Raw genomic sequence first — 25,434 nt, forward strand, 5'->3', positions numbered from 1 at the left:
TCACGCGTCGCCCGGAGCGTGCAGCTCGCCCGTCCGCGCCACCCGCGCGTACCAGTGCGCGCTCGACTTGGGCGTGCGCTCAAGGGTGTCGTAGTCGACGTGCACCGCGCCGAACCGCTTGGCGTAGCCGTACGCCCACTCGAAGTTGTCGAGCAGCGACCAGAGGAAGTAGCCGCGCACGTCCACGCCGGCGGCGATCGCCCGGTGCACGGCGTCCAGGTGCGCGTGGACGTAGGCGGCGCGTTCCGGGTCGTGGACCGTGCCGTCCGGGCCGATCCGGTCCTCGTACGCCGCGCCGTTCTCGCTGATGACCAGCGGCAGGCCGGGATACCGGGCGGCGAGCCGGGTCAGCAGGTCGTACAGCGCGCTCGGGTCGACCGGCCAGCCCATCGCCGTGCGGGCGCCCGGCGCCCGGTGGAAGGCGACGTCGTCCGCGCCGGGCCAGGGCGAGTGCGCGCTGTCGCCGTGGCCGTCGTCCTGCGGCTTCCGCGCGCCCTTCGCGACGTGCGAGACGACCGTCGGGGTGTAGTAGTTGACGGCCAGCAGGTCCAGGGGCTGGTGGACGGTGGCGCTGTCGCCGTCCCGGACGAAGGACCAGTCGGTCAGGTGCGCGGTGTCCGCGAACAGGTCCCCGGGGTAGGCGCCCTCCAGCATCGGGCCGAGCCAGACCCGGTTGCCGACGGCGTCGATGCGGCGGGCCGCTTCCCGGTCCTCGGGCGAAGGCGTCAACGGGCGCACCTCGTGGAGGTTGAGGGACACCGCGAGCTGACCGTCCGCGGGCAGCGCGGCCCGCAGGGCCTGGACGGCGAGGCCGTGACCGAGGTTGAGGTGATGGGCGGCGCGCAGGGCGGCGACCGGGTCGGTGCGGCCCGGGGCATGGACCCCGGAGCCGTAGCCGAGGAACGCACTGCACCAGGGCTCGTTGAGCGTGATCCAGCGCTTCACCCGGTCTCCCAGGGCGTCCGCGACGAGTCCCGCGTACTCGGCGAACCGCTCGGCGGTCGAGCGCTCCGGCCAGCCACCCGCGTCCTCCAGTTCCTGGGGCAGGTCCCAGTGGTAGAGGGTGAGGGCGGGCTCGATGCCGGCGGCGAGCAGCTCGTCGACGAGCCGGCGGTAGAAGTCCAGGCCCTGCTGGACGGCAGGGCCCCGGCCGGTCGGCTGGACCCGGGACCAGGACACGGAGAACCGGTAGGCGCCCAGGCCCAGTTCGGACATCAGCCGGACGTCGTCGCGGAACCGGTGGTAGTGGTCCACCGCCACGTCACCGGTGTGGCCCTCGAAGACCTTGCCCGGGGTGTGCGAGAAGGTGTCCCAGATGGACGGCGTCCGGCCGCCCTCACGGGCGGCGCCCTCGATCTGGTACGCGGCCGTGGCCGTGCCCCACAGGAAACCGGAGGGGAAGGAACGGACGGCGGTGAGCGGCCGGGTCTCGGACGCGGTCATAGAAGAGGGCTCCCAACGCGAGTACGGATGGTGCGGGGTGCGGGGTGCGGGGTGCGGTGTGCGGACAGGGGGACGAGCCGGTCAGTTCTTGACGGCGCCGGCGGTGATGCCGCCCACGATGTGCTTGCCGAGCACGGCGAAGACCAGCAGCAGCGGCAGCGTGGATAGGAGGGCGCCGGTCAGCACGACGGCCTGGTCGACGGTGTGATTGCCCGCGCCGAGGCCGGCCAGGGCGACCTGGAGGGTCGGGTTCCCGTCGGGGGTCAGCGCGATGAACGGCCAGAAGAAGTCGTTCCAGGCCTGGACGAAGACGAGCATCCCGAGGACCGCCATCGCCGGCCGGGCCACCGGGAACACCACGTGCCAGATGATGCGCAGACTGTGCGCGCCATCCATCCGGGCCGCCTCCACCAACTCCACCGGCAGCGCCTCGATGAGGAACTGGCGCATGAAGAACACGCCGAAGGCCGCGACCAGCGAGGGCAGGACGACCGACTGGAGCTGGTCGACCCAGCCGAGCCCGGTGATGATCTGGTAGAGCGGGATCACGCTGAGCTGCGGCGGGATCGTCATGGTCGCCACCACCAGAGCCAGCAGGGCGCCCCGGCCCCTGAAGGGCAGCTTGGCGAAGGCGAAGCCGGCCAGGGTGGAGAACAGCACGGTGGACAGGGCCACGAGCCCGGCCACGACCGTGGTGTTGACCAGCGCCTCACCCATGTCGACCTGGTTCCACGCGAAGGAGAGGTTGTCGAAGAGCCGGGGCCCGGGCAGCAGCGGGGCCGGGGCCTCGACCACGCGCTCGCCCGAGTGGGAGGCGGCGACGAGGTTCCAGTAGAGCGGGAAGAGGGAGACCAGCGCGGCCAGGCCCAGCAGGACGTAGGTGAGCGGTCCCGCGTGGTGCTGACGGCCTGCCGACGGGCGCAGCCGCCGCGCGCCCGACGGCGCCGTAGGGGTGGTCGTGTCGAGTGTGCGGGCCATGAGGTCAGCTCCCCGGCTTCTGGCGCTGGCGGTACGTGCGGTACGTGCGGTACGTGCGGTACGTGCGGTGCCTGTGGTGCTTGCGCTTCGCGCGGTTCGCGCGGGAGATCGTCGTATGGACGGCGCCGATGAGCAGGAGGAGCAGCAGCATGACCCAGGCGATGGCGGAGGCCTGGCCCAGCGCGCCGGTGACCCAGCCCTTCTCGTACATGAGCAGGCTCAGCGTCTGGAACTGGTTGCCGCTGCCACCGCTGATGCCGACGCTGCCGCCGAAGAGCATCGGCTCGCCGAAGAGCTGGGTGGCACCGATGGTGGAGACGATGATCGTGAAGAGGATCGTCGGCCGGATGGAGGGGATGGTGACGCTGAGGAACTGGCGCCAGCGCGATGCCCCGTCCAGCGCCGCGGCCTCGTAGAGGTCCCGCGGTACGGCCTGCATCGCGGCCAGGTAGATGAGCGCGTTGTAGCCCGTCCAGCGCCACGTCACGATCGTCGAAATGGCGATCTGCGCGGGCCACTTGGAGGACTCCCAGGCGACCGGCTCGAAGCCGGTCCAGCCCAGGGCCGTGTTGATCAGCCCGTAGTCGGTGTTGAACAGCTGGGCGAAGACGAGGGTCGCCGCCGCGATCGAGGTGGCGTACGGGGCGAGGACCGCGACCCGGAAGAACCCCCGGCCGCGGAGTTTGTAGTTGAGCAGATGCGCCAGGCCGAGGGCCATCATCAGCTGGGGAACGGTGGAGATCACACCGATGGTGAAGGTGTTGGCGAGGGCGTTCCAGAAGAACTCGCTGGTCGCCAGGGAGCCGTAGTTCTCCAGCCCCTTCCACCGCGCGCTGCCGCCGAGCTCGACCCGGTGGAGCGAGAGCCAGCCCGTGTAGATCAGCGGGAAGAGGCCGAAGGCCGCGAAGGTGAGGAAGAAGGGAGCGATGAAGAGGTACGGGACCGCCTTCAGGTCCAGGCGGTAGAGCGTGCTGCGCCGGCCGCCGCCGGGGCGGCCGGAAGGGTGCTTGCCGGCGCTGGGGGTGGAGGGCGGTGCGGTGGACGGCGGGGGGCCGCCACTCGTCGCCCGTACGGAGGTGGCCACGGGGGCGTCCTTCCAGGTCGAAGCATGCGGTGGTGCGGACGGCTGACGGCTGACGGCTGACGGCTGACGGCTGACGGCGGACGGCGAACGGCGAACGGCGCGCGGCCCGCCGCCCGCAGGCGGCGACGGACCGCGCGCGACTCCCCCTACTGGTCGATCTTGTCGTCGACCAGCTTCTTGACGTTCTCCCAGGCCTTCGCCGGGTCGGTGCCGCGCTGCTCGATGTCGAGGATGCCGTTGTCGGTGAGGAAGGTCTTCACCTGGCCGTCCCAGCGGCTGATCGGGGCGGGCGTGATGCCGGCCGCGGCCTCGGAGTAGATCCTGCCGACCGGGGTGTCACCGAAGAACGGCAGCTTGGCGTCCTGGACCGCCGGGGAGCCGAGCGTGTCCTTGGAGGAAGGGATGTTGCCGTTCACGCCGAAGACCTTGGCGTGCTGCGCCGGCGCCGTCAGCCAGGCCGCGAGCTCGGCCGCCTCCTTGGCGTGCTTGCCGGACTTCGGCACGGCGAGGAACGCGCCGCCCCAGTTCCCGGCCACGGGCGGAGCGGTGATGTCCCACTTCCCCTGGTTCTCGGCGCCCGCCTGGTCCTTGATGATGCCCGTCATCCAGCTCGGGCAGGCGACCGTGGCGAACGCCGAATTCTTGAAGGCCGCGTTCCAGGTGCCCTTCTCGTCGAACTGGCGCAGCTTCGCGGTCAGTTCACCCTTCACTGCCGCCACGGCGGTGTCCCACGCCTTCTTCACACCGGGGCTGTTCTCGTAGTCCAGCGTCCCTGTGGCGTCGGCGTACTGCACCGGCTCGCTGGAGACCACGGCATTGAACAGACCGCTCGCGGAGTCGTGGAAGGCGGCCCCGGCCGGGGCGTTCTTCTTGTACGTCTCGCCGGCCTCTATGAACTTCGCCCAGTCGCCCGCCCACAGCTTGGCGACTTCGGCGCGGTCGGTCGGCAGCTTGGCCGCGGCGAACAGGTCCCTGTTGTAGCAGATGGCCATCGGGCCGATGTCCGTCCCGAGGCCGATGACCTTCCCGTCGGCGGTGGTGGCCTGCTTGACCTTCCAGTCGAGGAACGCGCCGAGGTCCGCACCGCCCGTCTTGCCGAGGTCGACCCACTTGCCCGCCATGGCCGGGCCGGTCGCCTCCGCGATGTAGCCCACCTCCAGGGCCTGGATGTCCGCGAGGCCGCTGTCGCGGGAGAGGCGCAGCTTGAGCGTGTCCCAGTACTTCTGCCCATCGGCGACGTTCGACTCTTCGATCTTGATGTTGGGGTGGGCCTTCTCGTACTCGGCGTAGAGCTTGGCCCCGGTCGTGTTGTCGTAGCCGAAGGAACCGAAGGTTCCGATCCGCAGCGTGATCTTCTCGTCGCCGGCCGCGCCGCCGTCGCCGTCACCGTCGCCGCCGCAGCCGGTGAGCAAGGCCGTACCCGTCGCGACGACGGCGACTGCGGCGATCGCGGTGCGGCGTCCGCGTCTGCTGCTGGAAGTGCGCATTCCACTCTCCTCGTCCCAAGGCGATGTGGGAGCGCTCCCACGTCGTTGCCGGAAGGTTGCTGCCTGGCGGGTGCGAGTGTCAAGAGATGAACGCGGATTCATTACGGGACGGTGTGCGGCCGACATTCGGCCCGGCTTGGCGCGAAGTCCGGTCAGCTTCTGAATGCGACCATGGCGGTCGAGGGCTGGTCGGAGGTAGTGTGGGAGCGCTCCCATTCCCCGGATCGGCGTAACGTGGTCCGCTGGGACGGGGAGCGGGTCACCTGTCCACCGATCAGCCGCGGCGGACTGGCGCGGAGCGGATGTCGCACGAGGGGAGTTCGAGAGTCGTGAGCGGACGGCAGAACGGCAGGCCCACCCTGGAAGAGGTGGCGGCCCTGGCCGGCGTCGGCCGGGGCACGGTCTCCCGGGTGATCAACGGCTCGCCGCGGGTGAGTGAGCAGGCCAGGGACGCCGTCGCCCGCGCTGTCGCCGAGCTCGGCTACGTACCCAACCAGGCGGCCAGAGCGCTGGCCGGCAGCCGGACCGACGCGGTCGCTCTCGTCATCCCGGAGACCGAGGCCCGGCTGTTCGCGGAGCCGTACTTCCTGGACCTCATCCGCGGGGTGAGCGCCGAGCTCGCCGAAGCGGACAAGCAGTTGCTGCTCACCCTGGTCCGGACCGAGCGGGAGCGCCAGCGGTTCGAGCAGTACCTGGCGACCCAGCGGGTCGACGGCGTACTGCTGGCGTCCGTCCACGGAGACGACCCGCTGCCCGACCGGATACGGGAACTGGGCCTGCCGGTCGTCATGAACGGGCGGCGCTCGGAGGCCGAACCCGTCGCCTACGTGGACTCCGACAACATCGGCGCGGGACGGGCCGCAGTCGCCCACCTCGTGGGGCGCGGCCGGGGCCGGATCGCGACCATCAGCGGGCCGCTCGACATGTACGTGGCCCGCGCGCGCCTGGGCGGCTACCGCGCGGGCCTCGCCGAGGCCGGGCTCGAGCCCGACGAGTCGCTCGTGGCGACCGGCGACTTCACCGAGGACGGCGGCAGACTGGCGATGCGTGAGCTGCTGGAGCGTAGCCCCGGCCTGGACGCGGTCTTCGCCGCCTCCGACGTGATGGCGGCCGGCGCGCGCGGTGTGTTGCGCGAGGCCGGGCGACGGGTCCCCGAGGACGTCGCCCTCGTCGGCGTCGACGACTCGGCGGTGGCCCGTCTGATGGATCCGCCCCTGACGAGCGTGCGCCAGCCGATCGAGGAGATGGGCCGCACGATGACCCGTCTGCTGCTCCAGAAGATCGCGGACACGTCCGGGGCCGGTTCCGCGGGGGAGCAGGAGACGCGCCGGGTCCTTCCGACGGAGCTGATCGTGCGGGAGTCCTCCTGAGGGGCGTCGCGGCCGGGAGCCGTACGGGCCCGGAGGGCTCCGTACGGCTCCCGGCGCATTGGTCCTGGGCCAGGTCCGTCAGGACGACATGATGAAGCGCAGGGCGAGGCCGGAGGCCGTCGTCCAGTAGGTGACGCGGGCACCGTCGTCGAACGGCACCCGGCCGGGCAGGTCGACGTTGATCGGCTTGCTCACCTTGCTGCCGAGGTCCGGGCCCTGGAGGGTGAGGGGGATGGTGTTCGTGTCGTACGTGTCCATGCGGCCGCCGCTGGTGAGCAGAGCCGCGTACGCCTTCTCACCCGGTGCGAGGGTGGCGGGCGCGTCCTGGCTGTCCTTGATCACGGCGATCGGGGACCTGGCATCGGCGAACTTCAGGTAGGGGTAGTGGTAGACGTTGCACCTCTTGTTCCCGGTGTTGGTGACGGTGAGGAGGAGGTGCCTGACGGCCTTGCCCTCCTCGTCCTCCTTCGTGGCGGAGAACGCGAGGTCGCCTTCGGCGCACGCCGCAAGGGCGGCGCTGCCGCCGGTACTTGTCCCGCCGCCGGTGTTGGCCGAACCGCCGCCCGGCTTCGCCGAAGCGGTGGCACCCGCCTTCGGCGAGCTCGTCGCGCTCGGCCGGTCCGAGGGCTTGGAGTCGTCCGATCCATCGGCCCCGCTCGGCCCGCATGCTGTGGACGTGAGCAGCAGCGCGCCGAGAGCGGCCACGACGGCCGCCTTCCCGATTACCTTGTTTCCCCTGGTCAACAGAGCCCCCTATGTGGTGTGCTGCGATGTACACGACCTGTACGCATGCCAGCAGTCACCAGGTTGCATGCGGAACGAAAAAAGTTCTGGGACCGATGGGGGCGGCATGACGGAGGACGAGTTCGACGCGTTCTACGCGTCGGCGTTCCCGCGGGTCGTCGGCCAGGTGTACTCCTTCACCGGTGACCACGGCCAGGCCCAGGACGTTGTCCAGGAGGCCTTCGTACGTGCCTGGGACCGGCGGCGTGACTTCCTCGCCACCGAGTCCCCGGAAGCCTGGATCCGCACCGTCGCGATGCGTCTCGCGGTCAGTCACTGGCGGCGGGCACGGCGGTGGCTGGAACTGGTACGCCGCACCCCGCTGCCCGGTCACGCCCCGGGGCCCGACCCGGATCACGTCGCCCTTGTCGCGGCGCTGCGACAGCTCCCGGAGCCCCAGCGCCTGGCGATCGTGCTGCACCACCTGTGTGACCTCAGCGTGGAGCAGGTAGCCTCCGAGACCGGCGCTCCGGCCGGTACGGTCAAGGCCCGCCTTTCGCGCGGCCGGGCAGCCCTCGCCAAGCTGCTGCCGGCGAGCGAGGTCGGCGTAGCGGCCGAGAGTGGCGAGAGTGGCGAGAGTGGCGAGAAGGAGGATGACCGTGGCCGATGACCTCTCCTCCGCCCTGCGCGAGCTGGCCGACAGCGCCGGCAGGCCCGCCCCCACGACGGGCGCGGAGGTCCGCCGCCGGGCCGCCTCCCGTCGGCGCCGCCGACACGCCGCCCTCGCGGGCGGCACCGCCGTGGTGGCGACAGCCCTCGTGTTCGGCCTGGCCACGGCCCTCGGCGGCCCGGAGTCCCATCGGCGCCCGGCCCCGCCTGCGGCCTCCTCCACAGCTCCCTCCCCCACAGCGCCGTCCCCCACTGCGCCCACCGCCCTTGCGGCGTGCGCCGAAGGCGACCTCGCGTTCTCCGCCACGAAGGAGGACGAGGAGGGCAAGGCCGTCAGGCACCTCCTCCTCACCGTCACCAACACCGGGAACAAGAGGTGCAACGTCTACCACTACCCCTACCTGAAGTTCGCCGATGCCAGGTCCCCGATCGCCGTGATCAAGGACAGCCAGGACGCGCCCGCCACCCTCGCACCGGGTGAGAAGGCGTACGCGGCTCTGCTCACCAGCGGCGGCCGCATGGACACGTACGACACGAACACCATCCCCCTCACCCTCCAGGGCCCCGACCTCGGCAGCAAGGTGAGCAAGCCGATCAACGTCGACCTGCCCGGCCGGGTGCCGTTCGACGACGGAGCCCGCGTCACCTACTGGACGACGGCCTCCGGCCTCGCCCTGCGCTTCATCATGTCGTCCTGACGGACCGTGTACTCCTGCAGGGCGGGTAGGGGCCGGCCGGGGCGGCGGTCAGTTCATCGTCGAGCCGATCGTCGTCGAACCGGTCGTCAGGAACGTCGTCGCCGGGAGCGAACCGTCGGACTTCCTGGCGCCGTACGCACTGGTGGCGTTCGTGCTGAGGAAGGGCGGGGTCGCGATCCCCGAGTCCCAGTTGTTGGCCGCCGAGACGACCGAGGAGCCCCGCTTGGCGAGCCCCGAGCCGTTGCTCACGGCCAGGTTCCGGGCCAGCCGGGCCGCCCCGGTGGCGAAGTAGTAGCCCCACTTCCCGTTGGCGTAGGCGGTCGTACGGTTGATGACGATGGCGCCCTTGTTGCTGTTCTCGGTGAATCCGTTGCCCGCGTTGTCCCAGGCCGCCGAGTTGTTGACGACATGGGCGACGACCTCGCCGTCGCCACCCAGCTTGTAGCCGTTGCCGTCTCCCGCGAAGGCGGAGTCCGACCAGCGGTTCTTGCCGTTTCCGAACGCCCAGGTGTGTTCGATCGTCACGGGGCTGGACCAGGACCACAGGTCGATGCCGTCGTCGGAGTTGTTGAAGAGCCGTGCCCCGGTGATCAGGTTGCCGGTGCCCGAACCGAACTTGACGGCGATTCCGTCGGCGTTCTCACCGTGGTTGGCCGCATCGTAATGGCCGTACGAGTCGAGGTTCCTGACGGTGTTGTTGTTCGTGCCGTCGCCGGTGAGGGTGAAGCCGGAGTCGCCGCCGTTGATCGTCCTGATGCCGGACCACTCGGTTCCGGTGCAGGAGGTGCAGACGACGGCGCTGTCGGGGGAGTTCTGGAACGTGATGCCGGAGACGGTCCAGTAGTCGGCGGTCAGTTTGAAGATCCAGGACCCGGCCGGCAGGTTCGAACCGTCTATCTTCACCGTCTCGGAGCCGTAGGGCTGGAGCCGGATGCGGCTGCTCGCGGTGCCGTTGGCGGTGGACTGAAGGGTGGCGGTCGGGTAGTAGGTGCCGCCGCGGACCTGGATGATCGTACCGGGTGTGGCGTTCTTGACCGCGGCCGCCAGGTCGGTCGAGGTGGCGACGACGACGGTCGCGGCATGGGCGGGGGAGGCCACCGCGCCGAGGCCGGCGGTGGTGGCGAGGAGGGACAGGGTGACGAGGGCGCTGCGCGAAGGTGCGTTGCGAGACATGACGTGCGGGTCCTCTCGTGGGGTCAGGGACGGGCGGGCCGTGGACGCCAGTCGGCGAGGTAGCGATCCCGAGTGGCCGACTCGGCGTCCGCGGCGGTGAGTTGAGGCCGGTTCTGCGGGATGTCGGTCTTCGCGCCCGGACCGGTGTTGCGGTACTCCGCGAAGCGCTGGGCCTGCCACGGATGGGCGTCCCGCATGTTCGCGTAGGGCGCGGTGGCGTCGATGCCCGGGCCCAGCACGCTGTCGCGCACGACGAGGGACGGCCAGGCGGTCGGGTCCGAGCCGGGAACCCAGGGCCGGGCCAGCTTGTAGAAGCCGTCCGGTGCCTCGCTGGTCACCCGGCAGCGGACGGCCAGGAGGCCGTACGGGTTCACGCGGGAGGTGGAGGGGGCGAAGACGAAGCCGTACGGGGCGCCCGCCAGATCGGTGCGGAGCAGGGTACGGAAGTGGCAGTGTTCGAACACCGCGCGGGCCCTGCCGAAGACGAAGTCGACGTCGCCTTCGACGTAACAGTGCGCGAAGTACTGGCGGGCGACGGTGGTCAAGGCCATCGAGTCGGTGTAGAGGGTGTCCTGATGCCCGAGGAACCGGCAGTGGAAGAAGGCGGACCGGTCGCCCTGGACCTTGATCGCGACTGCCTGCGTGCCGGGATTCCCGGGAAGGTCGGTGCGCAGGAAGTCGTTCGCGAAGGTGATCCACTGCGCGGTGAATCCGTCTGCCTGGACGGTGGTGGTCGCCGAACCGGTCGTGCCGTACGTGCCGCCGTCGGGCCGGGCCGTGCCGGCCGCGTTGTCGTACACGACGACGACGTCACGCGGGTCCTCGTTCGCGCCGATCCAGGTCATGGCGGTGCGGGCCGGGCCGACGGCGACGGTCTCCCGGTACGTGCCCGGCGCGAGGACCAGCGTCCAGCCGGGGCCGGCCGCCGCGTTCACCGCGGCCTGGACGGTGGTGTGGTCGCCGAGGCCGCCCGGGTGGACGTACAGGGTGCGCTCGGTGAGCCGGGCGGCGGGCGAACCGAACCGGCCGAACGGGCCGGCCCCGGTGGTCCCGGCGGTCCCGGTGGTTCCGGTGGCCCCGGTGGCCCCGGTGGTGCCGGTGAGGGCGGCGGCGGGACCGGCGGCCAGGGCGAGCGCGAACGCCGCTCCGGCGCCGGCGGTGAGCAGGGAACGGCGGCCGAGGACGGCCCGTGGGTGGTGCGAGGGCATGGGGGAGCTCCTTCGCTACGGAAAAGGGGTGCAGAGGGCGGTGGCCAGAGGGTCAGCGCAGCCGGCCCGCGCCCGCGCGATGGCCGACGAGGGCGGGCACGGCCTGCGGCGCGTCGACCCGCGTGCGCAGGGACGGCGTCCAGCCCGCGTCGGCGCGCAGGACCTCCCCGGGGAACTGGGCGTTGTGGACCGCGAGGAGGTCGACCCGCGCACCGTTGACGAGGTTGCCCGCGGTGGTGACCGGGGCGTCCTTCCACTTCTTGAGGATCGTTCCGGCCCGGACGCCCCCGGCGAGCGTGAAGGCGTTCTTCTCCGCGACGAGCTGCGACTCGATGCCGATGCCGAAGCTGTAGGAGTAGCCCGAACCGGGCACCACGAAGTGGTTGTTGTAGGCGTCGACCTTGCCGAAGCGGACCCGCGGCGCCCGCTCGACGACGTTGTCGAAGAGATTGTGGTGGAGGGTGACCCGCAGTCTGCCGCGATCGGTGGCGCCCGCGCCGTCACTGTTGCCGATCATCAGGGTCTTGTCGTGGTCGGCGAAGACGTTCCAGGAGACGGTGACCAGGTCGGCGCCGCGCACGACGTCCAGCTCGCCGTCGTGTCGCTGGTAGAGCTCACCGTAGTACGACGGCAGGGAACTGTCCGGGTGGGCGCCGTCGGTGAAGGTGTTGTGGTCGATCCACACATGCGTGGAGCCGTACACGACCACGCTGTCGTACTCGGAGTTCCACGCGCCCGTCGCCCCGTCCGTCGGGTCCCACTGCGGGAAGCAGTCGAGCGGGCTCTCCACGGTCAGGTTGCGGACGACGACGTTGTCGACGCCCTGGATCTGAAGGCTGCCGCCGATGATGCCGGCGTTCCCGCCGACGCCGACGATCGTCGTGTTGGCGGGGACGTACGCCTTGACGGCCTTCCCCTGCGCCTTGGCGGAGGCGGCGCGCAGGTCCTCCTGCTCCCCGCTGACCTCGGTCTCGTACCCCCAGACCGCGGGGTCGTAGGCGGCGAGGTACGCCTCGAAGTCGTACCCGGGGGCCTCGAAGGCCGCGCAGCCCGCGGCCGTGGCGTTCAGCGTTCCGACGACCTTGACGATGCGCGGCTCGGTGCCGGCGACGGCGAGCGCCGCACGGAACTGCTCCCAGGTGGTGACGGTGAAGACGCGGGGGGCGTCGGCCGCGGCGCCGCCGCTGGTGCCCGTACCGTCCGACGCCCAGCCGTCACCGGCCGGCAGGACCTGACGCGCGGGGTCGGGCCCGGTCGGCGCGGCCGGCCCGGCGTGCGCGGCGGACGTGGGACCGGTGACGCCCAGGACGAGGGCGGCGGCGCCCACCGCCCATACCCGTGTGTGTCGCATGCTCAGCTCTCCTCGGAATCGGGCCAGGTGATCCATCGCGCGGGCACTTCCTCGTCGATGCGGCGGGTGTCGCCCGGTGCGAGGGCGCGGGTGTGGAGGAGCCCGGCGGCGACCAGCCGGGCCACGGCGATCGCGCCCGGCGGGTTGAAGTGGGTGTTGTCCTGCTCGGTCGCCGTCCAGTTGAAGTACGTCTTCGTGGCCTGCGGGCCGAGCTCCTGCCAGAGCGCCAGGGACAGCTCCTGGACGTCGAGGAGGCCGACGCCCTCCTCCCGGGCCACCTGCCGCATCGCGGCCGGGTACTCCCCGTGGGTGCGCAGAGCGGTGCCGCCCGCGTCGAACCTGCGGCGCTCGACGGAGGTGGCGAGGACCGGCAGGGCCCCGCGCTCGCGCGCGCCGTCCACGTACCGGCTCAGGTTGTCCTGATAAGTGGTCCAGGGCTCGGTGTAGCGCGTGGGGTCCGTTGCCTTCTGGTCGTTGTGGCCGAACTGGATCAGCAGGAGGTCTCCCGGCCGGATCACGTCCAGGATCGCGGTCAGCCGGCCCTCGTCGATGAAGCTCTTGGTGCTGCGGCCGTTGACCGCGTGGTTGGCGACCGTCACGTCCTCGTGCAGGAAGAAGGGCAGGGCCATGCCCCACCCGGTCTCCGGGGCGGCGTCGGAGTACTTCTGGGCGGCCGTGGAGTCGCCGGCGATGTAGAGGGTGCGCATGCGCCTGTTTCCTCGGGGGGCGGCCGCTGCGGGGGCTGTGGCCGTGGCCGCCAGGACGAGCGCGAGCCCCGTCCCGGCCGTGACCGCCCGGCGGCGGGTGAGGGTCATTTTGTCTGCGTCTTCCACTCGGCCTGCGCCGTGTTGAGCTGCTCGGCGAGGCTGTCCAGGAACTCCTTCGACGTGGACTTGCCGAGCAGGACCTTCTGGAAGGCGGGCTCGTTGTCGGCCTTGGAGATGGTGTTCCAGTCGGGCAGGTAGTACGGCAGCTGCACGATCGTGGCCTTGCCGCTGAAGAGGACCTCGGCGGCGAGCTTGGTCGGCTCGGCCTTCTGGATCCAGGGGTCCTGCGCTGCGTCCGTGTTGGCCGGGATGGCGCCCGCCGACTCGTTCCACTTGCTGTTGGAGGCGTGCGAGGCGGCGAACTCGATGAACTTCCAGGCCGCCGCCTTGTTCTTGCTCGACGAGAACAGGGCGAGACCGTCGACCGGGTTGGAGACCTGCACCCGGGTGCCGTCGTCGGTGGTGGGGTGCGGGATGCCACGGAACTTCTCCGTGCCGAGCGCCTTCACATGGTCCTTGTAGGAGCCCAGGTTGTGGCTCAGCATGCCGATCTCGCCGCTGTCCCACTGGGCGACCATTTTGGTGAAGTCGTTGTTGACGTCGGCCGCGGGGGTGTTGTTCTTGAACAGCCCCACGTACTTCTCCAACGCGGCGACGTTCCTGGGGTCGTTGACCGTCGTCTTGTCGCCGTTCCAGAAGCTGGTGACGCCGCTCTGGCCGTACATGGCGTCCAGTGCCTGGGCGATGGAGCCCGCGCCGCCGCGGATCGTGTAGCCGAACTTGTTCGCGTCCTTCCGGGTCAGCTTGTCGGCCGCCGCGTAGAACGCGGACCAGGTCTCGGGCGCCTGCAGTCCGGCCGCCGCGAACAGGTCGGTGCGGTAGTAGAGGACACCGTTGCTGGCGGAGGTGGGAACGGTGAAGAGCGTGCCCCTGCCCCCCGCGGACTTCACGCTCTCGACCATCCCCGCGTTGAGCTTTCCCTTGAGCGCGCTGCCCTCGACCCGGGCGTCGAGCGGTTCGAGGGCGTTCTGCGCGGCGATCCCGGCGAGCATCGCCGCCCCGAGGCCGCCGACGTCCGGCAGCCCGCCGCCCTGGATGGCCGTGTCGTACTTGGACTGCACCTCGGTCGAGGCGATCCCGACGTACTTCACCTTGATCTCGGTGTTCTGCTTCTCGAAGTCCGCGATGATCGCCTTCCAGACGTCGGTGCGGACACCGCCGTTGTTGTCCCAGAAGGTGATCTCTCCCTTGCCCGACCCCTCGCCGCCCTTGTCGCCCGCCGCGCCGCTGCCGTCGTCTCCGCAGGCGGTGGCGGTCAGGGCGAGCACGGTCGTCAGGGCGAGGACACGGACGGCTCTGCGCCGCCTCTCACGGAAGCTGGTCATCGTCGGCTCTCTTCTCTCGGTGGGGAGTGTGTTCAGAGGTGATGCGGAAGTGGGTGAACGAGGCCGTCCCGCCCGGGCCCGCGCCCGGCGCAGCGGCGGCGAACAGGCCGAGCAGCGCACCCACCCACTTCCAGGGGGTGGCGGCGAAGACCTCGCCGGAGGGGATGAAGCCGCTGCCCGTGTCGGAGGAGAACCGGCAGCGCGCGTCCGCGGTGAGCTCGATCCGCAGCCGCGCCCGGCCCTCGGGCGCCGGCCGCGAGCATGCCGCGTCCCGCTCCCGCTCGGCGTCGGCCGTCGCGAACCGGTGCGTCAGCCGGACCGCGCCCTGCGCGCCGTCCGTGGCGTTCGTGCCGTCCGGGTCGCGCTCCAGCCCGATCCAGCCGTACGCCTCGCCGAGCACCACGAGCCCCGCCCGGGCGCCGGGCGCCCGGCTGTCGAGCCGCAGATCGACCTCGACGGTGCAGGCGCGGGCCGGCATCCGCTGGGTGAGCAGGTGCGGCAGCGCCCGCAGGTCCTCGATCCGCTCGCTGCGGACGCAGTTCAGCCACAGCCCGTCACCGGAGTGACGGGTGGTCCAGCCGTCCACGGGGTTCGCGGTCCACTGCCACTGGTCTCCGAACCGCCCACTGGGGAAGGCGTCGTCATGGGCCGGGGACGACGGCCGCTGCCGCGGCAGCGCGGGCTTGGCGTGTACGCCGACAGGAGCGCCCGCCCTGCCGAGCACCGGCCACCCGTCGGCGCCCCACCGCATCGGCTGGAGGTGCACGACCCGCCCGTGTGCCCCGCGCTGCTGGAAGTGCAGGAACCAGTCCTCGCCGTTCTGGGTACGGACCCAGCCGCCCTGGTGCGGGCCGTTGACGTCCGTGTCCCCCTGCTGGAGGACGACCCGTTCCTCGTACGGGCCGAAGAAGGAACGCGACCGGAAGGCGCCCTGCCAGCCGGTGGCGACGCCGCCGGCCGGGGCGAGGATCCAGAACCACCCGTCGTGGCGGTAGAGCTTGGGCCCCTCCAGGGTGAACCAGCCGGGGATCCGGTCGGCGTCGACGATCACCGTTCCCCCGTCGAGGAGCTCCTCGCCGTCCGGGCTCATCCGGTAGCCGGTCAGCCTGTTGTTGACACCCGAGCGGGACTTCGCCCAGGCGTGCACGAGGTAGGCCTCGCCCGTCTCCCCGTCCCACAGCGGGCAGGGGTCGATGAGGCCCAGCCCCGCCTTCACCAGGTGCGGAGTGCTCCACAGACCATGCGCGTACGGCGAGTTGACCTGCCAGATGCCGTGGTCGGGGTCACCCCAGAAGAGCCAGAACCGGCCGTCGTGATGCCGCAGGGAGGGCGCCCACACGCCCCCGTCGGGCCGGGGCGAGGCGTACGCGGCCTCCGGGCGCAGCCGGTCCAGCGCGTGCCCGGTGATCGTCCAGTTGACGAGGTCGCGGGAGTGCAGCAGGGGAAGTCCCGGCGCACGGCCGAAACTGGACGCGGTGAGGTAGTAGTCCTCGCCGACCCGCAGCACGTCGGGATCGGACCAGTCGGCGGCCAGGACGGGATTGCGGTACCTCCCGTCGCCGAGGTCCCCGGTGGGCGACGGGTGCGCCGCGGTGCGGCTCATGCCGCGACCGCCTTGCGCACCAGCGCCGCGGCCTCTGCCCGCCCCAGCCGTCCGTCGGCCACCACGGTGACCACCCGTCGCACGACGCTCGCTCCGGCCGCGACGGCCAGCCGCCGGTCAGGGGCGAGGGAGGAACCCACGCCCGGATAGTCGGCGGCGCGCAGGAACCACGGATCGCGCCTGGTTTCCGCGGTCGCGCCGGCGAAGACCAGGGTCCAGCCCCGGCCGGCCAGCGCGACCCAGTCGGCACGGGAGCCGTGCACGGCCTCCTCGCCGTCAGCGTCCGCACTGAAGACGAGCGGCGCCGCCGCCTCCCTGGGGGCGCGCCAGAAGAAGCCGCCGTAGGCCGCGCCCGGTCGTCCGTTGGTGGCCGGGCTGCCGATGGACAGGGCCCGCCCCGACACCTCGGTGAGCGAGAAGGCGAAGTCCAGGGCCCAGGCCGAGCCGCTCAGTACCGCCGTCGATACCGTCCGGCGTTCGCGCAGGAGCAGCCGGCCCCCGGCGGTCCAGCTCAGTTCCTCCACGAACCCGTCCGGGGCGCGGAGGGTGAAGCCGTCGTGCCGCTGCACGCCGTGGTTGTCGAGCGCGGTCGGACCCCGGCCGCGGACGAAGGTGCGCCCGCCCCAGAAGTTGTGGCCCGCCACATCGGGCACGGCCACGCCCACGCCGAGGTGGTGCGGGTGGTCCTCCGGCATCAGCTCGGTGACACGGACGCCTTCCAGCGTGGTGACGGGATGCAGGTAGGGCCGGGGCGAGTGGTCCCGGGCCAGGTCCGGGCCGGGCGTGTAGCGGGCCACCGGGCGGCCGGCGCACCGCAGGACGAGCGCCGCGCTCATCGGGCCTCCACGCTGGTCGCCGGCGTCCACGGGGCGCCCAGTTCGGAGAAGAGGCTGAGCGTGTAGGCACTCGTGTGGACGAGCGCGTCGATCCCGTCGACGACCCGGCGCGGCGTGCTCGGTCCCGGCTCGGTGTGCCAGTACGCCTCCGGCAGCGCCACGGGGTCGGGTGCCAGCCGGATCGCCTCCACGACCCGCATGAACGCGCCGCTCTCCTCGGGCGGTACGCGCAGGATCTCGCCGCCGGTCACGTGGCCGACGAGGTTCTCCAGGAGATCGGTCCGGCCGTGGACGGTCTCCTCCGGGCCGTAGCCGGCCCGCTGGAGCAGCACCCGGTCCTGCCGGTACCAGAAGGTGATGCGCCCCCGGCTGCCGTGGACCACCACGTACGGCTCGGAGTCCGTCTCGGCGCACAGGGTCGCCGCGACGGTGAGCCGGCTGCCCGCCGTGGTCACGATCCGGACGCAGGAGGTGTCGTCCGACTCGATGGCGCCGGCGCGCATCAGCTCGGCCTCTATGGACGCGACGTCCTCGGCCCGCGTGCTGCCGGCGAGGGCCAGCGTGGTGGCGACGGCGTGGGCCAGCGGGTTGGTCAGGGCCCCGTCGACGACGTCGACACCGTCCAGGCGCCGGCGGCCGGCCCAGGGCGCGCGCCGGAAGTACGCCTCGTCGCGGACCCACGCACCGGCCGCGCCGACGCCCAGGAGTTCGCCGATCTCGCCCTCCTCGATGAGCCGCCTGATCGCGGGAACGGCATGAGAGCCGAGCGACTGGAAGCCGATCTGGCAGGCCACACCGGCCGCCGCCACGCCGTCCGCCATCCGGCGGAACTCCGCGTACGACGGTGCCGGGGGCTTCTCCAGGAGGATGTGCGCGCCGTGCCGGGCGGCGGTCAGGGCCAGCTCGGTGTGGGTCTGGATCGGCGTACAGACCACGGCGATCCGGGCCCCGGTGGAGGCCATCAGCTTGTCGAAGTCCGGGGACTGCTCCGGGGCGGCGAACCCGTCCAGCTCGTCGGCGTCGAGCGGCCGCAGGTCACAGACCCCGACGAGGCGGACCAGGCCGAGGCGTTCGAGCCGGCGGATGCCCCGCAGGTGCCAACGGCCGTGGCCGCGTGCGCCCGCCAGGACCAGGGGCAGGGGGGTGGACAGGGTGCCGGGGGCGTTGCTCATCCCTTCACCGCCCCTGCGCTGAAGCCGGTGACCAGCCACTTCTGGATGAAGGCGAAGACGATCACGACCGGCAGCGCCGCGATCACGCCACCCGCGGCGAGCGCACCCAGGTCCACGCTGTCCGCGCCCATCAGGGTGTTGAGGCCGACCGGGATGGTCTGCTTCTCCTGGCTGCTGAGGAACATCAGCGCGAAGAGGAAATGGTTCCAGGCGTGGACGAAGGCGAAGGAGCCGACGGCGACCAGACCGGGCCGCAGGAGCGGCAGGACGACGATACGGAACGCGCCGAAGCGGTTGCAGCCGTCCACCCAGGCGGCCTCCTCCAGGGAGTACGGCACGTTCTTGATGAAGCCGCTGATGAGGATCATGGACAGGGGGAGCTGGAAGACCGTCTCCGCGATGATGACGCTGCCCAGAGAGTTGATCATCCGCAGACTGGCGAAGGTCTGGAACAGCGGCACGAGCAGCAGCGCGCCCGGGACGAACTGGGAGCACAGCAGGGCCAGCATGAAGCCCTTCTTGATCCGGAAGTCGAAGCGGGCCAGCGCGTAGCCGCCGGTGAGCGCGATCACCGTGGTCATCACCAGGGTCGCGAGGCCGATGAGCAGACTGTTCTGGAAGAAGACGGCGAAGCTTCGCTCGGTCCACACCTTCTCGAAGTGCTCGGTGGTCATGGGCCACGGCACCAGTGAGGTGGAGCCCGCCGGCCGGAAGGCGAAGAGCAGGATCCAGTAGAAGGGGATCAGGGTGAAGAGGAGATAGATGCCGAGCGGCAGGTAGATCTGCCACCGGGGGACCTCGTCCCAGGCGCGCCGCCGGTTCACTTGCTCTCGCCTCCGAACTTGCTCAGCCGCAGATAGACCATCGAGCAGAAGAGAAGGATCACGAACGCCACCGTCGTGAGCGCGGAGGCGTATCCGAAGTCGTGTGCGTCCACACTGGTGTTGGCGATGTAGAGGGGCAGCGTGGTCGTCTCGCCCGCGGGGCCGCCGCCGGTGAGGGTGTAGAGGAGATCCACGTTGTTGAACTCCCACACCGCCCGCAGCAGGGTGGACAGGACGATCGCGTCCCTGAGGTGCGGCAGCGTGATGTGGAGGAACTGCCGCAGCCGGCCGGCCCCGTCGACCTCGGCCGCCTCGTACAGGTCCTTCGGTACGGACTGGAGGTCGGCGAGGATGAGGATCGCGAAGAAGGGGACACCGCGCCACAGATCGGCGACGACCACCGCGGAGAAGACCGTGGACGTGTCGGACAGCCAGGACGTGCCGTACTCGGCGATTCCCATGTCGGCGAGGTAACGGGTGATGCCCGTCTGTGAGTTGTAGAGCAGCACCCAGATGGCCGACGTCAGGACGCCGGAGACCGCCCACGGGGAGAACACCAGCGCCCGGCCCAGGGCGCGGCCCGCGAACGTCTGGTTGACGATCAGCGCGAGGGCCAGGCCGAACAGGAGTTGCAGGCTCACCTCGACGGCGACCCACTTCACGCTGAAGGTCAGGGTCCCCCAGAAGTGCGGGTCCTCGGTGAAGATCCGCACGAAGTTGTCGAAGCCGGCGAACCCGTTCCGCCAGGGCTTGGTGGGGTTGTGGTCCTGAAGGCTGTAGTAGAAGACGCTGAGCACGGGATAGGCGATGAAGCCCAGCATCAGCAGCCCGGCGGGGGCGATCAGCAGGTACGGCAGCCGGCGGGGGTCGGCTCCCGTGCGGCGGCGACCGTGTGCCCGGGGCGCCCGGCTGACCCGGCTGCCCCGGCTGACCCGGGGGGACTTCGGGGACTTCGAGGACTTCGGGGCCTTCGGGGCCTGAGGGGGTTGGGTCACAGCTGAGGCCATGACGGTGGCTCCGTTCTCGGTTTCGGACGGGCGGACGCGCCGGCCGCGCAGAGGCGATCAGCCCGCGTAGGGATCGGGAGTCGCCCCCGGCCGGGCCAGGAACTCGAAGTCGCATCCCGTGTCGGCCTGGGTGATCTGCTCGGTGTAGAGGGCCCCGTAACCGCGCTCGTAGCGGACCGGCGGCGGGGACCACGCCTCCCGCCGACGCGCCAGCTCGTCCTCGGGCACGTGCAGATGAAGGGCGCGTGCCTCGACGTCGAGGGTGATCGTGTCGCCCGTGCGGACGAGGGCGAGCGGCCCGCCGACGTACGACTCGGGCGCGACGTGGAGCACGCACGTGCCGTAACTCGTGCCGCTCATCCGGGCGTCGGAGATCCGGACCATGTCCCGTACGCCCTGCTCCAGCAGCTGCTTGGGGATCGGCAGCATCCCGTACTCCGGCATCCCCGGGCCGCCCTTCGGCCCGGCGCCGCGCAGCACGAGCACATGGTTCGCGGTGATCCCGAGCTCCGGGTCGTCGATGGTGCGTTGCATCGTGCGGTAGTCGTCGAAGACCACCGCCGGACCGGTGTGCTTCAGCAGGTGCGGCTCGGCGGCGATGTGCTTGATGACCGCGCCGTCCGGGCACAGGTTCCCGCGCAGCACCGCGACCCCGCCCTCGGGTGCGAGTGGCCGTTCGCGCTCCCGGATCACCTCGTCGTCGTGCACGCGAGCACCGTCGAGCTGCTCCCGCAACGTGTCGTGGGAGACGGTCGGGCGGTCGAGATGCAGCACGTCGGTGAGCCGGGAGAGGAATCCGGGCATGCCGCCGGCGAAGTGGAAGTCCTCCATGAGGAACCGCCCACCGGGGCGGAGATCGGCCAGCACCGGCACGGTCCGCGCGATGCGGTCGAAGTCGTCCAGGGTGAGCTCCACCCCCGAACGGCCGGCCATGGCGATCAGATGGATGACCGCGTTCGTCGACCCGCCGAGCGCCAGGACGGCGGCGACCGCGTCCTCGTACGCCTCCCGGCTCAGGATCCGGGACAGCCGCAGGTCCTGCCGTACGAGCTCCACGATCCGCATCCCGGAGGCGGCCGCCATCCGGTCGTGGCCCGAGTCGACCGCCGGGATCGAGGAGGCGCCCGGCACGGTGACGCCGAGGGTCTCGGCGGCGGCGGTGAGCGTGGAGGCCGTGCCCATCGTCATGCAGTGGCCGGGGGAGCGGGCCAGTCCGCTCTCCAGCTCGGCCATTTCGCAGTCCCCGATCAGGCCCGCCCGCTTGTCGTCCCAGTACTTCCACATGTCGGTGCCGGACCCGAGGGTCTCGCCCCGCCAGTGACCCGGCAGCATCGGACCGGCCGGCACGAAGACGGCCGGCAGATCCACCGAGGCCGCGCCCATCAGCAGCGCCGGGGTCGACTTGTCGCAGCCGCCGAGGAGCACCGCGCCGTCGACCGGGTAGGAGCGCAGCAGCTCCTCCGTCTCCATCGCGAGCAGGTTGCGGTAGAGCATCGGCGTCGGCTTCTGGAAGGTCTCGGAGAGGGTGGAGACCGGGAATTCGAGCGGGAAGCCACCGGCTTGCCACACGCCCCGCTTGACGGCCTGCGCGCGGTCCCGGAGATGAACGTGGCAGGGATTGATGTCCGACCAGGTGTTGAGGATCGCCACCACCGGCTTGCCCATGTGCTCCTCGGGGAGGTAGCCGAGCTGGCGGGTGCGGGCGCGGTGGCTGAAGGAGCGCAGTCCGTCCGTGCCGTACCACTGGTGGCTGCGCAGCTGGTCGGGCCGCCCGCTCATGCCCGCCACCCGGCGGCTATCGCGGCGACCTCGGCGCGCGCGGACACCGGCAGCTCGCGGCTGGGCGGGCGGATGTCGCGCCGGCACAGACCGAGCGAGGCGAGGGCCTCCTTGACGACGGTGACGTTGTCGGCGCTGGCGTTGGCGGCCCGCAGCTCCTCGAAGCGGCGGATCCGCTCCCACACCGTCATGGCGGCCGGGTAGTCGCCGGCCCGCAGAGCGGACAGCATCTCCAGGGAGAGCGGGGGGCAGACGTTGACGAGGCCGGAGGTGAAGCCCGTGGCACCTCCCGCGAAGTAGGAAGGGGCGTACGGTTCGGCGAGCCCCGCCACCCAGACGAAGCGGTCGAGCCCCGCGTCACGGGCGAAGCCGGCGAACCGGGCCGCGTCCGGGACGGCGTACTTCACACCGATCACGTTGGGGCAGGCGTCGCCCAGCTCCGCGAGCCGTACTCCGCTCAGTTGCGGGTTGCGGACGTAGGGGACGATGCCGAGTTCGGGCACGGCCCCGGCGATGGCCCGGTGGTAGTCGACCCAGCCGCCCTCGGAGACGTACGGGTGGACGGGCTGGTGCACCATCAGCATCTGCGCTCCGCAGGCGCGTGCGTGCCGGGCGGCGGCGACCGCGGTCGGCACGTCGTGGCCCACGCCGACCAGGACCGTGGCGCGGCCGGCCGCCTCCTTGACGGTCAACTCCGTGACCAGGGTGCGCTCTTCGGGTGTGAGGGCATAGAACTCGCCGGTGTTCCCGTTCGGGGTGAGCGTGCGCACGCCGCCGTCGATCAGTCGCCGGAGCAGGGCGCGGTGCGCCTCGGTGTCCAGATCTCCCGCCGCGGTGAAGGGCGTGACGGGGATGGCCACGACATCGGCGAGTGCGGTCTTCAGGGTCTCGAACGTCATGGTCACTCGCCGTCCTGGGGGAAGGCGCGCTGGACGAAGGAGGCGATGTGGTCGTGCAGGGCCCGGCCGGCCCGCTCCGCGTCGCCGGCGGCCGCGAGCCGCAGGATCTCCTCGTGTTCGGCTGCCTCCTGCTCCCAGGAGGGGATGGCGGCCCAGGCGACGGTGGAGACGAGGGCCGCCTGGTCGCGGACCTCGTCGAGCATCCGGCCGAGCAGGGGATTGCCGCAGGGCAGGTAGAGGGCGCGGTGGAACTCCCGGTTGGCCAAGGAGCGTTCGGCGGGGTCCTCGGCTCCGGCGGCGCGCCGCAGCGCCTCGCGCGCCGCGTCGAGCGGGGCCCGCGCGGCTACCGTGCGGCGGACCGCCTCGGGCTCCAGGAGCAGCCGTACGTCGTACACCGCGCGGGCCATGTCGGCGTCCACCATGCGCACGGTGACGCCTTTGTATTGGCTCACCACCACGAGCCCGCTGCCGGCGAGGGTCTTGAGCGCCTCGCGGACCGGGGTCTTGGACACCCCGAAGTGAGCGGCGAGTTCGGTTTCGACCAGAGCCTGACCGGGGCTCAGGACCCCGGTGAGGATGTCGTGCTTGATCGCCTCCAGAACGTACTGGGTGCGGGACGGGATGGGGCTCGGGGCGAAGGCCATGACGCACTCTCAGATCTCGTGTATCGCGTCTCATATATGATGTACGAAGTGCAATGACGAGAAGCTAAGCGGCAGTTGGTGTTTCGTCAATGCTTCGCGCACGAGTCGTGGAAAGCGCTTACTGCGCGGTGGTCGTCAGTGCGGCCAGCGCGGCGGGTCGGTGCAGAAGCGGCCGCCCAGGTACAGGTCGTCCGGGTCGCCCTCGCCCGGGATCCCCTGCTGGGTGATGAGCCGCTCCGCGAACCGCTCGGAATCGTCCCGCGGCTCGTAGCCGAGGGCCCGCGCCGAGGAGAGGTCCCACCACAGCCGGGTGTTGGCGGAGGAGCCGTACACGACCGTGTGCCCGACGTTCTCGGCCGTGAGCGCCGCGTGCAGGAGCCGTGCGCAGTCGGCGGGGCTCAGCCACATCGACAGCATGCGGACGGACGTCGGCTCGGGGAAGCAGGAGCCGACCCGCACCGATACGGTCTCGACCTGGTGGAGGTCCCAGTAGAGCTGGGCCAGGTCCTCGCCGAAGCACTTGGACAAGCCGTAGAAGCTGTCGGGCCGGCGCGGGGTGTCGACGGGGACCAGCGGGTCGTCCCCGCGCGGCCGCGGGGTGAAGCCGACGGCATGGTTGCTGGAGGCGAAGACGATGCGGCGCACGCCCTCCTCGCGGGCGGCCTCGTAGAGGTGGTGCAGTCCGGTGACGTTGGCGGCCAGCACCTTCTCGAAGGTGGACTCCAGGGATATCCCGGCGAGATGAACGACCGCGTCGACGCCCCGGACGGCCTCCCGCAGCGCCTGGCGGTCGGCGAGATCGGCGACGATCGCGTCCGGTGCGCCGGCGACCGGCACCAGGTCGAGCAGCCGGAGCCGGTATCCGAAGCCGGGCAACAGCTCCCGCATGAGGGTGCCGACACCCCCGGCCGCGCCGGTGAGCAGGACGGTGTGGGGCTTGCGCGTGTGTGAGGTCTCCATGCGGAGACCGTAGTCACATACGTGAACGCACGGAGGAGCGTTTCGAAAGATCGGCAACGGCCGGTCGGCTGCTTGACGAGGTCACGTGCGGCTGCCTACTGTTCGCAACGCTCGGGCCCCTGGCCGGAGTTCACAGGTCTGAACGTTCTCGAATCCACGCACGGGCGGTGAGCTTCCGATGGTGACGGCGACCGGATACGCGTATCCCTGGGACTTCGCCGGTGATCCGGCAGCCCCCGACCGGGCGCGCGAGGCGGGCGTGGAGACCGTGGCCGTCGCGGCCAGCTACCACAGCACCCGCGCCGCCACCCCGCTCCACCCGCGACACCGACTGGTCGACGCCGAACACGCCGCCTGCTACCTCCCGGTCCGCCCCGCCGCCTGGCAGGGCATGCGCCTGGTGCCGCGCGTTCCGAGCTGGACCGTCCCCGACTCCTTCGCCGTGGCCAGGACGGCTCTCGCCGCGGCCGGACTACGGGTCGCCGCATGGACCGTCCTCACCCACAACAGCGTCCTGGGGCGCGAGAACCCGGACCTCGTACGGCGCAACGCCTTCGACGAGCCGTACCCCTACGCCCTGTGCCCGCGGGCACCCGAGGTCGCCGACTACTGCGCGACCCTCGTGCACGAGATCGCCCTGCTCGGCGAGGCCGACGGCCTGATCCTGGAAGCCGCCGGCCCACTGGGAGTGGATCACGGCGGGCACCACGACAAGACCGAGTTCGCGCAGTGGACCCCCGTCCAGCGGGAACTGCTCTCGCTGTGCTTCTGCGCCTCCTGCCGACGCGTCCAGCGGGCCGGGGGCCTGGACCCCGAACGCGTCGCGGCCCAGGTCCGGGCGGCCCTCGGGCCGGCGCAGCCGCCGAAGAGCCCCGAGGACGCCCTCGGGGCGCAGACGGCCGCCGTGCTGCGCGAGTGCGCCGACGCGTCCGCTTCCGCTCTGCACACCCGCCTGGTCGCCTCCGCACGTACCGCCGCGCCCGGGATCCGCGTCACCGTGCACGGCTCCGCGTCCCCCTGGGCCACCGGGGCCTTCGCCCCCCTCGGACGGACCGTGACCGAGGGCGTCGACGCGGTGGTCGCCAACTGCTGGGGAGGGCCCGGCGCGGGTCCGGTCGCCGCCCTCCGCGAGCTGGCGCCACCCGCCACCGCCGTCGGCGGCTACTTCCGTCCCGAGACCCTGCCGACGGACGAGGAGGGCCTCGGCGCGCTGGCCGCCCGCCACGTGGCCGCGGGCCTCGGCGAGGCACACCTCTACCACCTCGGCCTGGTCCCGCGTGCGGGCCTCGACCGCCTGCGGGACCTCGTCACCGCCCTGCGGAGCGCGTGAGCCGTACGGAACCCGGAGGTTCCGTACGGCTCCGCCTCCTCATG

23 protein-coding genes are annotated in these 25,434 nt (G+C 71.5%); 4 read left to right on the top strand and 19 right to left on the bottom strand.

What is annotated here, in order from left to right:
• The 4 genes from ACZ4TV_RS20305 to ACZ4TV_RS20320 all read right to left on the bottom strand — a co-directional run bounded on the left by ACZ4TV_RS20305 (nucleotide 1) and on the right by ACZ4TV_RS20320 (nucleotide 4,992).
• The gene (locus ACZ4TV_RS20305; RefSeq protein WP_468136071.1) at nucleotides 1-1,443 is read right to left on the bottom strand and encodes a GH1 family beta-glucosidase; all 1,443 of its coding nucleotides are present in this window, start codon (nucleotides 1,441-1,443) and stop codon (nucleotides 1-3) included.
• 81 nt (nucleotides 1,444-1,524) lie between these two features.
• Nucleotides 1,525-2,421, bottom strand: coding sequence for a carbohydrate ABC transporter permease (locus ACZ4TV_RS20310; protein ID WP_468136072.1), 897 nt, complete (start codon nucleotides 2,419-2,421; stop codon nucleotides 1,525-1,527).
• Between the two features lie 4 nt (nucleotides 2,422-2,425).
• Nucleotides 2,426-3,505, bottom strand: coding sequence for a carbohydrate ABC transporter permease (locus ACZ4TV_RS20315; protein WP_468136073.1), 1,080 nt, complete (start codon nucleotides 3,503-3,505; stop codon nucleotides 2,426-2,428).
• Nucleotides 3,506-3,651: 146 nt separating this feature from the next.
• Nucleotides 3,652-4,992 (bottom strand): ABC transporter substrate-binding protein, encoded by a 1,341-nt coding sequence (locus ACZ4TV_RS20320; RefSeq protein ID WP_468136074.1) that lies wholly within the window; start codon nucleotides 4,990-4,992, stop codon nucleotides 3,652-3,654.
• A 302-nt stretch (nucleotides 4,993-5,294) separates the two neighbouring features.
• Here ACZ4TV_RS20320 and ACZ4TV_RS20325 point away from each other — a divergent pair, with 302 nt between their 5' ends.
• The gene (locus ACZ4TV_RS20325; protein ID WP_468136075.1) at nucleotides 5,295-6,362 is read left to right on the top strand and encodes a LacI family DNA-binding transcriptional regulator; all 1,068 of its coding nucleotides are present in this window, start codon (nucleotides 5,295-5,297) and stop codon (nucleotides 6,360-6,362) included.
• Nucleotides 6,363-6,440: 78 nt separating this feature from the next.
• Here the strand turns inward: ACZ4TV_RS20325 and ACZ4TV_RS20330 are convergent, their stop codons facing one another.
• Nucleotides 6,441-7,067 carry a DUF4232 domain-containing protein gene (locus ACZ4TV_RS20330; protein ID WP_468136076.1) on the bottom strand — a complete coding sequence of 209 codons (627 nt, stop codon included), beginning with the start codon at nucleotides 7,065-7,067 and terminating at the stop codon, nucleotides 6,441-6,443.
• Between the two features lie 145 nt (nucleotides 7,068-7,212).
• Between ACZ4TV_RS20330 and ACZ4TV_RS20335 the strand changes: the two genes are divergently transcribed.
• Together ACZ4TV_RS20335 and ACZ4TV_RS20340 are read left to right on the top strand one after the other, a co-directional pair.
• Nucleotides 7,213-7,755: a SigE family RNA polymerase sigma factor gene (locus ACZ4TV_RS20335; protein WP_468136077.1), complete on the top strand. Its 543-nt coding sequence runs from the start codon at nucleotides 7,213-7,215 to the stop codon at nucleotides 7,753-7,755.
• Nucleotides 7,745-8,452, top strand: coding sequence for a DUF4232 domain-containing protein (locus tag ACZ4TV_RS20340; RefSeq protein ID WP_468136078.1), 708 nt, complete (start codon nucleotides 7,745-7,747; stop codon nucleotides 8,450-8,452). The genes ACZ4TV_RS20335 and ACZ4TV_RS20340 overlap by 11 nt, the downstream gene beginning before the upstream one ends.
• 48 nt (nucleotides 8,453-8,500) lie before the next feature.
• Here the strand turns inward: ACZ4TV_RS20340 and ACZ4TV_RS20345 are convergent, their stop codons facing one another.
• From ACZ4TV_RS20345 to ACZ4TV_RS20410, 14 genes are all read right to left on the bottom strand, one after another.
• On the bottom strand, nucleotides 8,501-9,625 hold the full coding sequence (locus tag ACZ4TV_RS20345) for a right-handed parallel beta-helix repeat-containing protein (RefSeq protein WP_468136079.1): 1,125 nt from the start codon (nucleotides 9,623-9,625) through the stop codon (nucleotides 8,501-8,503).
• Nucleotides 9,626-9,648: 23 nt separating this feature from the next.
• On the bottom strand, nucleotides 9,649-10,833 hold the full coding sequence (locus ACZ4TV_RS20350; RefSeq protein ID WP_468136080.1) for a pectinesterase family protein: 1,185 nt from the start codon (nucleotides 10,831-10,833) through the stop codon (nucleotides 9,649-9,651).
• Nucleotides 10,834-10,885: 52 nt separating this feature from the next.
• The gene (locus ACZ4TV_RS20355) at nucleotides 10,886-12,184 is read right to left on the bottom strand and encodes a pectate lyase family protein (RefSeq protein WP_468136081.1); all 1,299 of its coding nucleotides are present in this window, start codon (nucleotides 12,182-12,184) and stop codon (nucleotides 10,886-10,888) included.
• 2 nt (nucleotides 12,185-12,186) lie between these two features.
• Entirely contained in the window at nucleotides 12,187-12,999 is an 813-nt protein-coding gene (locus ACZ4TV_RS20360) for a rhamnogalacturonan acetylesterase (RefSeq protein WP_468136082.1), read from the bottom strand.
• Nucleotides 12,996-14,336: an ABC transporter substrate-binding protein gene (locus tag ACZ4TV_RS20365; protein WP_468136083.1), complete on the bottom strand. Its 1,341-nt coding sequence runs from the start codon at nucleotides 14,334-14,336 to the stop codon at nucleotides 12,996-12,998. The genes ACZ4TV_RS20360 and ACZ4TV_RS20365 overlap by 4 nt, the downstream gene beginning before the upstream one ends.
• The gene (locus ACZ4TV_RS20370) at nucleotides 14,320-15,939 is read right to left on the bottom strand and encodes a glycoside hydrolase family 43 protein (RefSeq protein WP_468136084.1); all 1,620 of its coding nucleotides are present in this window, start codon (nucleotides 15,937-15,939) and stop codon (nucleotides 14,320-14,322) included. Before ACZ4TV_RS20370 ends, ACZ4TV_RS20365 begins: the two co-directional genes overlap by 17 nt.
• Entirely contained in the window at nucleotides 15,936-16,775 is an 840-nt protein-coding gene (locus ACZ4TV_RS20375) for a DUF6807 domain-containing protein (RefSeq protein WP_468136085.1), read from the bottom strand. The genes ACZ4TV_RS20370 and ACZ4TV_RS20375 overlap by 4 nt, the downstream gene beginning before the upstream one ends.
• Nucleotides 16,772-17,947, bottom strand: a complete 1,176-nt coding sequence (locus ACZ4TV_RS20380) for a Gfo/Idh/MocA family protein (RefSeq protein WP_468136086.1) — start codon at nucleotides 17,945-17,947, stop codon at nucleotides 16,772-16,774. The genes ACZ4TV_RS20375 and ACZ4TV_RS20380 overlap by 4 nt, the downstream gene beginning before the upstream one ends.
• On the bottom strand, nucleotides 17,944-18,819 hold the full coding sequence (locus tag ACZ4TV_RS20385; RefSeq protein ID WP_468136148.1) for a carbohydrate ABC transporter permease: 876 nt from the start codon (nucleotides 18,817-18,819) through the stop codon (nucleotides 17,944-17,946). The genes ACZ4TV_RS20380 and ACZ4TV_RS20385 overlap by 4 nt, the downstream gene beginning before the upstream one ends.
• Entirely contained in the window at nucleotides 18,768-19,778 is a 1,011-nt protein-coding gene (locus ACZ4TV_RS20390; RefSeq protein WP_468136087.1) for a carbohydrate ABC transporter permease, read from the bottom strand. Before ACZ4TV_RS20390 ends, ACZ4TV_RS20385 begins: the two co-directional genes overlap by 52 nt.
• 57 nt (nucleotides 19,779-19,835) lie before the next feature.
• Nucleotides 19,836-21,557 (bottom strand): L-arabinonate dehydratase, encoded by a 1,722-nt coding sequence (gene araD, locus ACZ4TV_RS20395; protein WP_468136088.1) that lies wholly within the window; start codon nucleotides 21,555-21,557, stop codon nucleotides 19,836-19,838.
• Nucleotides 21,554-22,462, bottom strand: a complete 909-nt coding sequence (locus ACZ4TV_RS20400; protein WP_468136089.1) for a dihydrodipicolinate synthase family protein — start codon at nucleotides 22,460-22,462, stop codon at nucleotides 21,554-21,556. The genes araD and ACZ4TV_RS20400 overlap by 4 nt, the downstream gene beginning before the upstream one ends.
• Nucleotides 22,459-23,100, bottom strand: coding sequence for a GntR family transcriptional regulator (locus tag ACZ4TV_RS20405; RefSeq protein WP_468136090.1), 642 nt, complete (start codon nucleotides 23,098-23,100; stop codon nucleotides 22,459-22,461). Before ACZ4TV_RS20405 ends, ACZ4TV_RS20400 begins: the two co-directional genes overlap by 4 nt.
• 135 nt (nucleotides 23,101-23,235) lie before the next feature.
• Nucleotides 23,236-24,060 (bottom strand): NAD-dependent epimerase/dehydratase family protein, encoded by an 825-nt coding sequence (locus ACZ4TV_RS20410; protein WP_468136091.1) that lies wholly within the window; start codon nucleotides 24,058-24,060, stop codon nucleotides 23,236-23,238.
• A 178-nt stretch (nucleotides 24,061-24,238) separates the two neighbouring features.
• Between ACZ4TV_RS20410 and ACZ4TV_RS20415 the strand changes: the two genes are divergently transcribed.
• Nucleotides 24,239-25,390, top strand: a complete 1,152-nt coding sequence (locus tag ACZ4TV_RS20415) for a hypothetical protein (RefSeq protein ID WP_468136092.1) — start codon at nucleotides 24,239-24,241, stop codon at nucleotides 25,388-25,390.
• Nucleotides 25,391-25,434 lie beyond the last annotated feature (44 nt).

Source organism: Streptomyces sp. NPDC028910, from assembly GCF_055564955.1.